General features: G+C 47.4%; 13 protein-coding genes and 1 tRNA gene. 7 read left to right on the top strand and 7 right to left on the bottom strand.

Annotation, left to right across the window (positions count from 1 at the left end):
* Positions 1 to 746 precede the first annotated feature (746 nt).
* Both ACK3SF_RS01035 and ACK3SF_RS01030 read left to right on the top strand, forming a co-directional pair.
* Positions 747 to 3,605, top strand: coding sequence for an S-layer protein (locus tag ACK3SF_RS01035; protein ID WP_414837968.1), 2,859 nt, complete (start codon positions 747 to 749; stop codon positions 3,603 to 3,605).
* Positions 3,606 to 3,981: 376 nt separating this feature from the next.
* A complete protein-coding gene (locus ACK3SF_RS01030; RefSeq protein WP_414837967.1) occupies positions 3,982 to 7,131 on the top strand; it encodes an S-layer protein in 3,150 nt (1,049 codons plus the stop codon).
* A gap of 81 nt (positions 7,132 to 7,212) precedes the next feature.
* On the opposite strand, the gene ACK3SF_RS01025 is transcribed toward ACK3SF_RS01030, so the two are convergent.
* A complete protein-coding gene (locus ACK3SF_RS01025; protein WP_414837966.1) occupies positions 7,213 to 8,106 on the bottom strand; it encodes a hypothetical protein in 894 nt (297 codons plus the stop codon).
* Positions 8,107 to 8,278: 172 nt separating this feature from the next.
* On the opposite strand from ACK3SF_RS01025, the gene ACK3SF_RS01020 reads away from it, so the two are divergent.
* From ACK3SF_RS01020 to ACK3SF_RS01005, 4 genes are read left to right on the top strand one after another with little or no spacing between them, the layout of a single operon-like run.
* Positions 8,279 to 8,629 carry a 50S ribosomal protein L18e gene (locus ACK3SF_RS01020; RefSeq protein ID WP_414837965.1) on the top strand — a complete coding sequence of 117 codons (351 nt, stop codon included), beginning with the start codon at positions 8,279 to 8,281 and terminating at the stop codon, positions 8,627 to 8,629.
* A gap of 52 nt (positions 8,630 to 8,681) precedes the next feature.
* Positions 8,682 to 9,113 (top strand): 50S ribosomal protein L13, encoded by a 432-nt coding sequence (locus ACK3SF_RS01015; RefSeq protein WP_414837964.1) that lies wholly within the window; start codon positions 8,682 to 8,684, stop codon positions 9,111 to 9,113.
* On the top strand, positions 9,113 to 9,529 hold the full coding sequence (locus ACK3SF_RS01010) for a 30S ribosomal protein S9 (RefSeq protein WP_414837963.1): 417 nt from the start codon (positions 9,113 to 9,115) through the stop codon (positions 9,527 to 9,529). The genes ACK3SF_RS01015 and ACK3SF_RS01010 overlap by 1 nt, the downstream gene beginning before the upstream one ends.
* 27 nt (positions 9,530 to 9,556) lie before the next feature.
* A complete protein-coding gene (locus tag ACK3SF_RS01005; protein ID WP_414837962.1) occupies positions 9,557 to 9,757 on the top strand; it encodes a DNA-directed RNA polymerase subunit N in 201 nt (66 codons plus the stop codon).
* Between the two features lie 27 nt (positions 9,758 to 9,784).
* Here ACK3SF_RS01005 and ACK3SF_RS01000 read toward each other — a convergent pair whose 3' ends face one another.
* The 5 genes from ACK3SF_RS01000 to ACK3SF_RS00980 form a co-directional block, all read right to left on the bottom strand.
* Positions 9,785 to 10,366, bottom strand: a complete 582-nt coding sequence (locus ACK3SF_RS01000) for a phosphatase PAP2 family protein (RefSeq protein WP_414837961.1) — start codon at positions 10,364 to 10,366, stop codon at positions 9,785 to 9,787.
* Positions 10,367 to 10,393: 27 nt separating this feature from the next.
* Positions 10,394 to 10,786: an NUDIX hydrolase gene (locus tag ACK3SF_RS00995; RefSeq protein ID WP_414837960.1), complete on the bottom strand. Its 393-nt coding sequence runs from the start codon at positions 10,784 to 10,786 to the stop codon at positions 10,394 to 10,396.
* A 2-nt stretch (positions 10,787 to 10,788) separates the two neighbouring features.
* Complete coding sequence (locus ACK3SF_RS00990; RefSeq protein ID WP_414837959.1) at positions 10,789 to 11,361, bottom strand: hypothetical protein; 573 nt, start codon at positions 11,359 to 11,361, stop codon at positions 10,789 to 10,791.
* Between the two features lie 37 nt (positions 11,362 to 11,398).
* Positions 11,399 to 12,223, bottom strand: coding sequence for a ZIP family metal transporter (locus tag ACK3SF_RS00985; protein WP_414837958.1), 825 nt, complete (start codon positions 12,221 to 12,223; stop codon positions 11,399 to 11,401).
* Between the two features lie 84 nt (positions 12,224 to 12,307).
* Positions 12,308 to 12,709 (bottom strand): HIT family protein, encoded by a 402-nt coding sequence (locus ACK3SF_RS00980; protein ID WP_414837957.1) that lies wholly within the window; start codon positions 12,707 to 12,709, stop codon positions 12,308 to 12,310.
* A gap of 89 nt (positions 12,710 to 12,798) precedes the next feature.
* On the opposite strand from ACK3SF_RS00980, the gene ACK3SF_RS00975 reads away from it, so the two are divergent.
* Positions 12,799 to 12,873: transfer RNA gene (locus ACK3SF_RS00975), tRNA-Glu, on the top strand.
* 147 nt (positions 12,874 to 13,020) lie between these two features.
* Here ACK3SF_RS00975 and ACK3SF_RS00970 read toward each other — a convergent pair.
* Positions 13,021 to 13,338 carry a hypothetical protein gene (locus ACK3SF_RS00970; RefSeq protein WP_414837956.1) on the bottom strand — a complete coding sequence of 106 codons (318 nt, stop codon included), beginning with the start codon at positions 13,336 to 13,338 and terminating at the stop codon, positions 13,021 to 13,023.
* Positions 13,339 to 13,347: the final 9 nt, after the last annotated feature.

Below are 13,347 nucleotides of genomic sequence, written 5' to 3'. Positions count from 1 at the left end.
GTGATAACATAACCTATACCGAGTCATTCATCCCGAAGTAATAAATAAGGATGCGGAAAATCGGCGTGAACAGTCATACAGAATTCCTCAACTTTCCCCAGAACTTTTCTCTCCCTGTAAAACTTTACGTAGAGGCCTGTACTCCTGTTCGAAGTTGGGCGAACAATGCTGGGAAAGATTTTTCAGACTCTAAAAGTTCATAAAGATTCAAACAGGCCTCAATAAGTCAGAGAAAGATTTTCAGGCCTCTAGAAAAAGATTGAAAACCTGTAAAATATAGTTTGTATAGAAGCCCGGAAAGACATTTTCAGGCCTCTCTGTAAAGTTCTAAGAGTTTTGATTAACGAAAGAAGGATTCTAAAACGTTGAATCAGGAATTTGAACGGTAAAGAACGTGTTAGAACAGTGCATGAACGGTTAGAACAGGCCTTTATTCAAAGGGTTTAAAAAGGTAGGGTGGTAATGGTTGGAACAAGGACTTCGGCCAGATACAGCGATAGCCGATGGATCTCAGGTTTCCCGCTATAGTGATTGAGTCAGGAAGCAATCGACTCAGGTTTTTTTCCGGGAACGGGATCCCGCGAAGCAGCATCGGAAACTGCTTCGATACAAAAGATCCGTGACGGGTCCAGGCACAGGCCTGTTCATAAAATAAAGAAAACACACGTGCACACGCGTGGCCTACCAGCCACCGACTCGAAGACACAACGCGTCTTCAAACAATCAACAACACGGTGACTTCAAACATGAAAACAATTACCAAGATCAAAGAAAGTTCTAAAGCAGTCGCAGGAACCGCACTGCTGGTCGGAGCAACAATTGCAGGAGGAGCTGCAATGGTATCTGCTCAGGACAGCGGGTCAAGTGGTGACCTAGGCGACTATCCAAGTCCATTCATCGACGATGATGGCAACGTAGCATCTACTCTTGTAATGGGAGCAGACGCAAAAGCAACAGACGTCGTAGCTGCAACAGAAATCGCAGGACAGCTAGGAAACGACGCATTCTCAACATCCACAGAATCAGTTGACGTAGCAGGAAGCTTCGGATGGAGCGCAGACGGAGGAACAACACTAGACACAAGAAACGACAACCTCTACTTCGGCGACAACATTGACGAAGTAAGAGAGACACTAACACAGGACGATCTAGACTTCCTTGCAGAGACAACATTCCAGGACGATTCAGGAACATCAACAGACATCACAACATACCTGAATGTAGGAGAGCATCCTGTAACTTTCGGAGAAGCTGAAGAAGACGAAGATCCAGCTCTTCACGTAGACTTCGGAAATGCAGCCGAAGGAAGCGTAGACGCAACCACATACGTTTACAACCTTCAGGCAAACTTCGGAGACAGTCTTGATTTCTCTGACAGCGATGTAGCTGGAGAGGAAATCGAACTGTTCGGAAAGACTTACACAATCGCACAGGAGAACGAAAACGGACAGAGAGGAGACCTAGACGCTGACGAGCTTCTTCTTTACGGAGCACAGGAAGAAGTAACAGTCGAAACTGGAGAATCCACAACCGTTACAATCAACGGCGAAGAACACACTCTAGAAGTTGTATCTGTCAACTCCGGCGGAGACGACGGAAACGCAGCAATCAGAGTCGACGGATCACTAAGATCTGAAGACACTGACGCAACATTCAACATCGACGGACAGCAGGTCCGAGTAGACCAGATCATCAAAACAGGAGGATCTGAGTCAAGCTCTGGAGTAGTACAGTTCGCAATCGGATCAGAAGAACTAACTCTTGTAGATGGCGAGCCTATTCAGGATGAAGACGGCGACGACATCGAAGGATCACACGTTGAATTCAATGGAGATTCAGATGTAACAGACATCGTCGCATCCGATGATGGAGTAGAGATTTCCAGCATTGACGTTTATGTCGGTGCAGAAGATGACGACGAAAATTACGTCACAGCAGGAGAAACATTCTCCCACAGCATGTTCGAAGACGTCGAGCTACAATTCGGCGGTCTGAATCCTGACGCACAGGAAGCAGGAGACAACGTCGGCATGGTTGAAGTTTCAACTTCAGGCGACGACACAGTCACACTGGATATGACAGGAGACTCAGGAGACGATGCTTCAATTAACTACATTTATGGAGCAGATCCTGAAGATGGAGAACCTGTTACAGGAGACGGCCTAGAACTAGCTGACTCAGACGGACACAACTTCATCTCAGTTGAAGGACAGTCTATCGCAGAAGACGAGTACTTCGCAGCAGATGCCGGAGACTTCGCACACATGTGGGAAGTAACAAGCATCGATAGAGACACAGACTCAAACAGCAACACACCTTCAGTAGGCGACGAAGCAACAATCGATCTACGTGACGCTGTAACAGGCAACACAGTAGAAGTAGAACTAGACGCACAGCCAGACGACAGTACAGGCGACAGATCCCACGTTGACTACGTCGGCGAAGAAATCATCGATGGACAGGCATACCATTTCGTCCTAGATGGCGACTCAACAGGAACCGGTCTACAGGTAGCATGGGGAGACTCATCAGACTTTACCGGTAACGACGATGACACCGATACCGGCGTCACAACAGGCACAACTTCAGTATTCACACCTCTAGACACTGATTCTGGAGCATCAGTAGCATTCACACAGACAGCAACACTAGACAGCTCCAGCACCGGATCAGATACTGATGTAGTCTACGAACTGCCATCTACCGAATCTACAGATGAAGCGACAGTTCACTTCGACTACGATGTAGATACAAACACCATCAACAACGTAGAATCAAGCTCTGGCGTTACAGTCGGAGACGATGACAACGACGGAGTCTTGACAGCACAGGTAAACGGAGGAGAGACTTACACGTTTGACGCTAGTGGAAGCTCTCTAACAGTTTCACCTTCAGAGACTGATCCTGCAGCACTCGTTATCGAGCCTGAAGACGATAGCGACACAGAGAACACCTACACAATCACCAACGGATACGATTCTGGTGATGAGGAACTTACAGTAGGATCTCCATCGACAACAGCCACAATCAACGGAGACACAGATGATTGGGTAACGATGGAGTCTGACGACGATGTCAGCGCTGGATATGATGTATTCGGAGCTTACTCCGAGTACGACAGCGATGGTCAGGGAAGCTTCACATTGCATCTTCCTGATGGACAGTCTACAGCTGGAGTTGCTGTGACTGGACAGGATGGAAGTCTTTCAGCTTCCGCAGGAGCTTCTGGTAGTGTAGAGACAATGACACCTACTGGATGGCCTGCTCAGAGTGTTGCTCTTGACAGCGACGATTACATCGGCGAAGTCAAGAACGACAGGAATCTGATCCTTGTTGGAGGACCGGCAGCTAACAGCCTAACACAGGAGCTAGCTGACGCCAACAAGACCTGGAGTACAAGCGATTACACAGAGGGAGAAGGCCTTCTACAGCTTGTACCTGAAGCATTCAACGAGAACCACGACGCACTTGTAGTCGCCGGTTACACCGGAGAAGACACAAGAGAAGCAGGTCGCTTCCTGTCCAACTACGGACAGCACGAAGAAGCTCTTGACGGAGAGACACAGGTTACAATCAACACAGCAGAAGGAAGTGTTGTACAGTAATCCTGTCTCCTTGAAAGGCCTCTAACGGGGCCTTTCACTTTTTTCTTTCTCTTTTTATTTTCACTTACTAGATACAATTTAACTGATTCTGAAAGTTCGAAATTATTTCTAACTGGTTGAAAAAGCGTCTGAATATTTTTACGGGCCTGAAAAATTGTTAAGACGTGTTTACAAGCTGTAAAAAGGCCTTTAAGGCAAAGGATTTAAAAGGTTGGGACATTTTATTCTTGTACTGCACAGTTAGAAATCGCTATCTCGCAGTAACTCAGCTATAAAATATAATTTTGAACTGTGCGCGCGCACGAAGTGGTTACACTAGAGCCACTTTTCCAGGGAGAACTCTCTGGAGTTAAAGAATTCAAGGTGAATTACACACATGAAACGAATTGAAAAGATCAAAGAAAGTTCGAAGGCAGTCGCAGGAACCGCACTACTGGTAGGAGCTACTATTGCTGGAGGAGCAGCAATGGTTTCAGCTAGTTCTCACAGTGGGTCAAGTGGATCCGGCGATCTAGGAGATTATCCTCACCCGTTCATCAATGATGACGGTGAGATTGCTTCCACTCTTGTTATGGGAGCAGACGCTAAGGCTACAGATGTTGTAGCTGCTACAGAGATTGCAGGTCAGCTTGGTAACGATGCTGCAATGTCTGAGACAAGATCTGTTGATGTTTCCGGTAGCTTCGGTTGGAGTGCAGACGGCGGAGTTACTCTGGATACAAGGAACGATCAGCTTTACTTCGGAGATACTCTTGATTCAGTTCGAGAGACACTTACAGAAGACGATCTGGACTTCCTTGCAGAGACAACGTTCAGAGATGATTCAGGTACAGAGACCGATATTACAAGTTACCTGAATGTAGGAGCCAAGGATATCAGCTTCGGTAACGACGTTGATGGACTTGACAACGAAGATCCTGTTCTTCACGTTCCTGTCCCATCTGAAGGCGAGGTAAACGATGAAGATTACCTTGTCAACCTTCAGGCAAACTTCGGAGACAGTCTGAACTTCTCCGATGAAGATGTTCAGGGAGAGGAAATCGAACTGTTCGGAAAGACCTACACCGTATCACAGGACGACAATGCTTACGATGATAGTGAGCTAGTTCTTTACGGTTCAAGCGAAGAAGTAACAGTCGAAACAGGCGAAAGCACAACAGTCACCATCAACGGCGAAGAACACACACTAGAAGTCGTATCCGTCAACAGCGGAGGTTCTGATGGTAACGCTGCTATCCGTGTAGACGGCAACCTCAGAAGCGAGGACACCGATGCTACATTCAACATCGACGGACAGCAGGTCCGAGTAGACCAGATCATCAAGACCGGCGGTTCCGAGTCAAGCAGCGGAGTCGTACAGTTCGCAATCGGAAGCGAAGAACTAGTCCTATCGCACGATTCAGCTATTGAAGATGACGATGGAGACGAAATCGAAGGAACACACGTCATGTTCAACGGCGATGGAGGACTGACAAGCGGCAATCTTGGAGAAGGAGTTTCTTCAATCGATCTATACCTTGGATCCGAGGATGACGACAGCGATTATCTTGCTGCAGGAGATTCCTGGAGCCACAGCATGTTCGAAGACGTCGAAGTACACTTCGGCGGCCTGAATCCTGACGCTTCAGAGAACGGAGAAAACGTCGGACAGGTAGAAGTCTCAACAAGCGGAGACGACACAGCAACAATCGACTTCACAGGAAACAACGGAGACTCCGCATCAGTTGAATGGGCTTTCTACGATGAAGAAGATGATCAGGTAGTTGAACTGGCAGACAGCGACGGAGACGCAATTGTTTCCGCAGAAGGACAGCCAGTTGCTGAAGACGAGTACTTCGCAACAGACGCAGGAGACTTCGCACACATGTGGGAAGTCACAAGCGTAGACTTCGATTCAAGCGACAACGAAGAATCAACAGTCGATCTACGTGATGCTGTAACAGGCAACACAGTAGAAGTAGAACTTGACCACGACGACGGAGACGTCGACGATACACAGGCACAGGGAGAAGAAATCATCGATGGACAGACCTACTACTTCGACTACGACAGCGACTCAGCTACCGACTCTGGCAGCGATACCGGTCTAGAAGTAACCTGGGGCGATAGTGCAGGTTACGAGGATACAGGTCAGTCTGGAGACGGAGCCACATCAGTATTTACACCTGTAGACACAGACTCAGGTGCAGCAATCGCTCTAGCAAAGGATGCAGTAGTAGCTCAGGACGTATCTGAAGGAGATACAGTAACACTTGAGCTTCCAAGCACAGAGTCAACTGATGAACAGCAGGTAGACGTTACAGTTCCATCAAGCTCTAGTACATTCACAGTAGGACAGCTTGATTACAGAGCAAGATATGATGGAAACGATCTACACGTTGCTCCTGCAACAGTAACAGAGTCAACAGACACCACTCTAAGCATCACCGTTTCCGACTACTTTGCAAGCGATAGCAGTAGCGATACACAGTTGACAGCACCGGTAAGCGACAACAGTGCTGGAGATAGTCTAGATCAGATAGAGATTACTGACGATGACGTCCAGCTTCCAAGTGCTACATCCAACTACACAGTAGATTACGCTGATGGAAGCGGCGGATGGACAAGTGTTACTGTAAGCCAAGCCACAACAAGCAACAATGGCAACACAGTGACTCTTGACTTCAACGACAGCCCTCCATCCTCTCTAACAGCTGACAGAGATGTCCGTGTAAGGATGAACACAACCGATGTAACCTCGGGCAGTAATCCTACAAAGTTCACTATCAATCCTCAGAGCGATCCTACAACTACTTACACAGAAAGTGGCTCTACAAGCGTAGATCCAGTAAGTGTTGCAGCAATCACCATGGAACCTGAGGACGACAGTGACAACGAGAACGCCTACATCAACACCGTCAGTTACGATGATGCTGACGATGATGAACTTGATGTACAGGATGCGTCTTATACTGGTGACACGAGAGAGCAGCAGACTCTTGAGTCTGATGACAATGTAGAGGCCGGTTATGATGTATTCGGTGCTTATTCCGAGTACGATGATGATGGTCAGGGAGAGTTCACGTTGAATATTCCTGATGGCCAGTCTACGGCTGGTGCTGCTGTTACTGGTGCCGAGGGAGGCCTGAGTGCTTCTGCTGGTGCTACCGGTACAGTTGAGTCGATGATGCCGACCGGATGGCCTGCTCAGAGCGTTGCTCTTGACAGCGACGATTACATCAGTGAAGTTCAGGACAACAGGAACTTGATTCTTGTCGGAGGGCCTGCTGCGAACGGACTTGTGCAGGATCTTGCTGACATGAACAAGACCTGGAGTACAAGTGATTACACAGAGGGAGAAGGCCTTCTACAGCTTGTACCTGAGGCCTTTAACGACGAGCATGATGCTCTTGTCGTTGCAGGTTACACCGGAGAAGATACGAGAGCTGCAGGAAACTTCCTGGCTAACTATGGCCAGCATGAAGAAGCTCTTTCCGGCGAGACACAGGTCACAGTCGATACTGCTTCAGGCAGCGTCGTAGAATAAAAAATCTCATTTGAGAGGCCTCTGAATTTTTGAGGCCTCTCACTTTTTTCTTTTTCCTTTTTTGTGGAGAAAAAGTTTTTTCTAGAGTTGATTTATCGAGTTTTCCAGTACTTTAGTGGTGTCGTGGCCCGGGTTATCGGCAAGGATCTGTATGCTGCGGATTGAGATATTTCTTATCAGTGAGACAGTTTCTTTTCTGTGGCCTTTTTCATCCACGAATCTTCCAAGTATTTTTCTGGCCTGTTCAAGTTCTCTCTGATTCAGGCCTTCATCACTGTAGTCTTCATCCGGCATCTTGCCTCCTACTACGTAAGTTGATGCCATGGCGGAGGCCTCATCGATTACTTCTGTTTTACTGTTTTTCAGCGGTGTAGTGGCCTGTGTGTTGAGTGCGTGTGTCATTTCGTGTACGGTGTTGGCTTCGAGTGTTCTGAGGCCTATTCCGTAGTTCCTGTCTACTCCTGCGTCGATGGAGCTGTTTAATCCGTTCCAGAGGAATGCAAGTATGTCAGGTGCTTCCGTGCTTGGAGGCAGCTGTTTTTCAGGTATTTCGTTGAAAAGCATGGAGTTGTCCTCTTTCTCGTATTTTGCACTCCAGTTGAACTGTCCGTTCCTGAATCCGTTGAGCAGGCCTTCAGCAGTTTTCCCCACTGAGGCCTCGCTAGTGTTTTCAAGTTTTCTGTGAAGCGGGTCACTGGAGGGATTGGCAAGTTCGAAAAGTGCTATAGACAAGGCAATAAGCAGTCTGTCTTCTCCTACTTCAGTAAGTTCTGGTGTGAATATCGGGTATACTTCAGGTTCCTGTGGATGGCCGAGTAAACTGTTTTCTATTCCTTTCTCGGCATCTTGTAGGACTTTCTCCAGATTTCTGTCAAGTTTCTGTCTGAAGCTTTCTACCTGTCTTAGTACAGGCCCCGGATTGTTGACGAATTTCTCCACTTCCTGGCCTATTCTTACAGGCCCGTTTCCTGTCATATACTGTGTTTTTCTGGCGGCGGCTTAAATCTGTTGACCTCTCTAAACCCGATTTATAAAACTTCAGTTCTCTTTTCAGTAATACCAGTAGTGGCAACCGCAGATATTAGATCTGCTTAAGCGGGCGACCTCTACAGAGGATCGCCATGTGCCGCGAGGTGTTAATTCAACAATGGATAATAATGCAGACCCTACGAATACAGTGCTTCTGGAGACTATTGAGCTCTTGGAGCATCAGGATGCAACTATCTGGAAGGAAGTTGCTGAAAATCTTGGAAAAGTTAACAGGAAGAGGCCTGAAGTGAATATCTCGGATATCGAGAGGAATGCTGAGGACGGCGATACTGTTGTCGTTCCCGGAAAAGTTCTTGGCTCAGGACGTTTGAGCAAGGAAGTTAATGTTGCGGCTTTCAAGGCCTCTAAAGGAGCTAAAAGTGAGATCAGGGAGAACGGAGAGTTTATGTTCATCCGTGATCTTGTCGAGGATAATCCTGAAGGCTCCAATGTAAAGGTGATTAAATGATGAAAATTCAGAGAATTTTCGGATTTACAGAAACTCAGGTGAGTTTCGAATAATGACAAAAGTGATTGATGCAAGTAATCGAGTTATCGGACGTCTGGCTTCTGAGATCGCTCAGGAAGCTCTTGACGGCGAAGAAGTTAGAGTTGTCAACTCTGAGGAAGCTGTTGTATCCGGTGATACGGAGCAGGTTCTTGATGAGTACAAGACGAAGCATGATAGAGGTGTCCGTGATAGAGGCCCTCATTTCCCTAAGAGTCCTGAAAGGATTTTGAAGCGCAGTCTGCGTGGAATGGTTCCTTACAAGGAGGATCGCGGGAAGGAGGCTCTTTCACGTGTGAAGGCCTACATCGGTGTTCCTCACGAGTTTGAGGACGATGTAGAGGAAGTTGACACAAAGTCTGGAGACGAGCTTCAGAACAGGAACTATGTAAAACTTGGTAAAGTATCAAGACATATCGGCTGGGAGCCGGTAGGTGAAAGATAATGTCAGATTCTGTACATACTAACGGAAAGAGGAAGACGGCGAAGGCCCGTGCAACAGTCAAGGAAGGAGAAGGAACTCTGAGGATCAACTCCAGGCCTGTGCATCTCTGGGCGAACCAGAGCGATATGCAGGCGGAGAGAATCAAGGAGCCTCTGAACATAGCCGGAGAAGATATCGTCGGCGATCTTGACATCCGTGTCGACGCAAACGGAGGCGGAAAGCAGGGGCAGACAGAGGCCATTCGAATGGCTATCGCCAGAGGCCTTGTAGAGTACACCGACAGCGACCAGCTTGAAAGAGATTTCAGGGATTACGACAGGAATATGATGGTCGAGGATCCTCGAAGAACCGAGACCAGAAAACCAAGTCAGTCGAGCAAGGGAGCTCGTCACAAACAGCAGAAGTCCTACCGTTAAAGGTAGGCCTCTGCGAGGTTTTATTTTATGCAAGTACCAGTAAGATGCTTTAGCTGTGGAAAAGTTATCGGCGACGAATGGGAAGAATTCCAGGAAAGAGTTGAAGAGGACGAGGAAGACGCAGGAGAAGTCCTTGATGATCTAGGCCTGGAGAAGTACTGTTGCCGTACAGTGTTTATGACTAACGTCGATGTAATCGACGAAGTCGGCGAACACCACATCAGCTAATTCCCAAATTTTTCCTTTTACTTTCTATCATACAGGGATTTTTCTGAAAGGCCTGGAAATCTTTCTCTCTACTTTATGGCCGAGATTCGCTAGGGCCTCTACGTAGCTATCCATGTATTTTTCGATCAGTATGACTGCAGCGAATCCTATGATTGCTGCGATCGCTGATCCAAGTATATCGACGGGGTAGTGTTCTCCTATGTATATGCGTGAGAATCCTGTCAGGAGGCCTGTTCCAAGGAAGAAGTATGCGAAATTTTTCCTCTTTCTCCATAGTAGAGGCAGCACCATTGCAAGTAAAGTTGCGGTGTGCTGGCTTGGGAAACTGTTCTCCGGTTCGCCTGATGCTATAGTGTTGTATACCTGGAAAGGCGACTCGTGCTGGATGGCCTGTCCCAGAACGGCATAGGATGCGATCAAAGCTACTGTGACAGCTATGAAAACGTATAGCGAGTCTATCCTTCCAGCCTTGCCTTGGTACCACAGGTAGACTAGGGCAGCGGGCACGGCCAGTACAAGAAATTCTGCGAAGAAGATCATCAGTTGATCCACTGCAGGATTCCCTGGCAGCGAATGGATGAAATTGAACAGTATGCCGTCAGGACTCATCTGTAAAGCTGTTATAACTTATTTGTTTTATTCTTTGGCCTTGAGGACTCTTCTTAGCGCCGGTTCTATCTGTCTTACGTTCGGAGCAAGCTCCTCCTCGTCAAGCATCTCGGCATCGAACCACTTCAACTCGGAGAACTTTTCCTCCTGAAGCTCCGGCTTATCTCCTGTATTTGCGATGTAGCCATGCCACAGGAAAAGTTCTCCATCGTGCTCGAACTCTCCGGAGAAAAATGGCTTCTCCAGTGTCACATCGATACAGATCTCTTCCTGTGCTTCTCTTACAGCAGCCTGTGTCGGACTTTCATCTTCTCTGACTTTTCCACCAGGAAGCTCCCAGTGCTGCTCATCCTCTCTGTACAGAAGCAATAGGCCTTCATCCTGTATGATAAGTGTTCCTGCAAGTTCTGTTGCCTCCATCCTTAGAGCTCAGCCTCCACGTGTGTTAGCTGCACCCAGGCCTCTCTTGCATCTTCAAGTCGAGATTTCATCCTCCGGCCTTTCAAGTTGTGTGAAAGATCGTTGAATACTTCGCTCAGTTCCTCTATCTGATTTCTTGTCTCACGTGCTTCACGTCTCTCCAGTTCCCTGTCTTCCTGTAACGCAGATTCTATATCTTCTTTCGGTATACGGCCTATCTGGCTCTGAATCCTCTGTCTTCTTTCCTCCGGTATTTCATCCCCCTGAATCCTGTTCATCAAGGCAATATACGTTTCTTCATCATCACCAAGTTGCTGTATCTCCTGATTTATTTCCTTTTCAACACGGAGATCTCTGACAAGGTGATGACAGGCCTCCACAAAAATATTCGTCATATCTTCAAGTTCATCAGGCTCTCTGGCACCTCTTGCATTATCCCTAAGATACTGTATCTTGTCTTTCAGAGAGTTGAGATCTTGCTGCACATCCTGTTCCCTGTCTTCTGCCTCGGAAAGAAGCTCCTGAATCTCGTTCTGGATTTCTTCGATCCTCTCCAGAGTATCATCACTGGCCATACAAGCAACTAGACATGGCACGAATTTAAATTTCCAGCTAGACCATCAGGAACAGCAGCACCATGACCGCCAGGCCACCGATATTCCCTGCTGCGAAAGCCGGAAGGCCTCTTCTCTCGAGATGACGGCCCTGTTCAAAGGCCTCATCGAAAAATTCTGTGATCACGAGATAGATCATCGCTCCTGCAGCGAATCCGTATCCCAGCGGAAGGAATGTCTGGGCCTGTGTGACGAAAAGGAATGCGATTACAGCTCCTATTGGCTGCGGTACGCTTGAAAATACTGCTGCTCCGACAGTCTTCCAGTTGCTTATGCCCATAGATTTGAAAGGTATAGCTATGGCGATTCCTTCAGGAATGTTGTGTATAGAGATCGCTATAGTCATCGTTATCGCTATAGCCGGTATAGCAAATCCAAGGACCGGTACACCGCTTCCAAGACCAAGTTCGGCGAAAGCAACCCCGATAGCAACTCCTTCAGGGAAGCTGTGAACAGTCAAGATTCCCAGTATCAGAGCCATCTTCTTGAAATCTGCTTCTTCGAAAGTTCCGGGATCAAGCTCGGCCTCATCCAGCCAGCGTCCTGCTGCAATCACGAGGCCTGCTCCTATAAACAGCCCCATCGATACAGCCAGCACACCAGATCCATAGATCGGGAAATTACTTCCAGCTGCCAAGCCTTCTGGTATAAGTCCAAGGAATGATGCAGAAAGCATTATACCGGATGCAAGCCCCCAGAGGCCTACAAGCCACCTATCACTGAAGTCTTCTGTGAAGAAGAACGGTATTACACCCAGGCCTGTCGCCAGGTCAGTTATCAATCCTGCTACAAAAACTATCAACAAGTTTTCAATTAAAGACATGCAAGAAAACTTTCAAAACACTCTTAATATCCTTTCGGCCCCTGAAAAAGTTTAGGCGGGCCTAAAGACTCTCCTGCAGGCTTTTTATGCGATATTATCTTTCACTGCAGCGGCTATACTCTCTCCATCCTCCAGTTCGGAGCGATCGTACTCGATTTCCAGCTCGTCTCCCTCATAGATCGGAGTTACGTGGAAATGCAGATGAAATACTTCCTGGCCTGCTGCCTCACCATTGTTCTGTGCGATATTGATTCCCTCCGGATCACAGGCCTTTTCCAGTGCGTTCGACACCTCCACGAGAGCATCCCACATGTACTGCATCTCAGAGGCATCGTGTATATTGTCGACATGAGTCTTAGGGACGACCAGAGTATGTCCTTTCGACACAGGATTCGCATCGAGGAACGCTACAACATTTTCGTCCTCGTAGACTTTGTGAGAAGGAATATCGTCGTTGATTATACTGCAGAAGACACAGTCGCTCATATGTTATAGAGGCCTGTAAAAAATTATGTTTCTTTCGACATGACAAGGCCTTAAAAGTGTTAACTCCTCCAACATTTACACGCGTATTCGCGGTCATGGTGTAGTCCGGCCAATCATGTCGGCCTTTCGAGCCGACGACCCGGGTTCAAATCCCGGTGACCGCATCAAATTTTTCTTTTGATGCTTGACAAGCAGAAAATCTCTGATTTTCGAATGACCGCAAACTGGTTACGCTCGGTTTACACGCAATGAGCCATGCTTGGCATGGCTCTCAGTTTTTCTTCCAAAAAATATCGGTTGTAGAGAGATTTTTACTGGTAGGCCTGTCTGTAAGCTGCCAGTCGTTCCTTGAGTTCTTTGAATATTTCCTTGTATGGATCTCCGATTGAGAAAAACATTTTTTTGTTGACATCTTCCAGTTCGAACTCGATGTATGGATATGTTGAGCCTTCGGTGTAAGTTACCTGTTTGATGTTTGAGAAGTGGACCTGATCTGCGATAAGTTGATCTGGAAAGTTTCTCTCGAGTATCTCCCAGTCGCTGGAGTCGTTCCTCTGCCTCTCTATATGAGATGTGGCTATCGCAACTTTTCCCAGTCGGGATCTGTATTCGGTGTGGTCCTGACTCATCGACAATAG

The organism is Candidatus Nanosalina sp. VS9-1 (assembly GCF_047555085.1).
Lineage (GTDB): Archaea > Nanohalarchaeota > Nanosalinia > Nanosalinales > Nanosalinaceae > Nanosalina.
This window is presented reverse-complemented; position numbering and strand designations above follow the sequence as displayed.

Coding starts and splice junctions, on each gene's coding strand:
- ACK3SF_RS01035 (WP_414837968.1), top strand. CDS start 747: ATGAAAACAATTACCAAGATCAAAGAAAGTTCTAAAGCAGTCGCAGGA.
- ACK3SF_RS01030 (WP_414837967.1), top strand. CDS start 3,982: ATGAAACGAATTGAAAAGATCAAAGAAAGTTCGAAGGCAGTCGCAGGA.
- ACK3SF_RS01025 (WP_414837966.1), bottom strand. CDS start 8,106: ATGACAGGAAACGGGCCTGTAAGAATAGGCCAGGAAGTGGAGAAATTC.
- ACK3SF_RS01020 (WP_414837965.1), top strand. CDS start 8,279: ATGGATAATAATGCAGACCCTACGAATACAGTGCTTCTGGAGACTATT.
- ACK3SF_RS01015 (WP_414837964.1), top strand. CDS start 8,682: ATGACAAAAGTGATTGATGCAAGTAATCGAGTTATCGGACGTCTGGCT.
- ACK3SF_RS01010 (WP_414837963.1), top strand. CDS start 9,113: ATGTCAGATTCTGTACATACTAACGGAAAGAGGAAGACGGCGAAGGCC.
- ACK3SF_RS01005 (WP_414837962.1), top strand. CDS start 9,557: ATGCAAGTACCAGTAAGATGCTTTAGCTGTGGAAAAGTTATCGGCGAC.
- ACK3SF_RS01000 (WP_414837961.1), bottom strand. CDS start 10,366: ATGAGTCCTGACGGCATACTGTTCAATTTCATCCATTCGCTGCCAGGG.
- ACK3SF_RS00995 (WP_414837960.1), bottom strand. CDS start 10,786: ATGGAGGCAACAGAACTTGCAGGAACACTTATCATACAGGATGAAGGC.
- ACK3SF_RS00990 (WP_414837959.1), bottom strand. CDS start 11,361: ATGGCCAGTGATGATACTCTGGAGAGGATCGAAGAAATCCAGAACGAG.
- ACK3SF_RS00985 (WP_414837958.1), bottom strand. CDS start 12,223: ATGTCTTTAATTGAAAACTTGTTGATAGTTTTTGTAGCAGGATTGATA.
- ACK3SF_RS00980 (WP_414837957.1), bottom strand. CDS start 12,709: ATGAGCGACTGTGTCTTCTGCAGTATAATCAACGACGATATTCCTTCT.
- ACK3SF_RS00970 (WP_414837956.1), bottom strand. CDS start 13,338: ATGAGTCAGGACCACACCGAATACAGATCCCGACTGGGAAAAGTTGCG.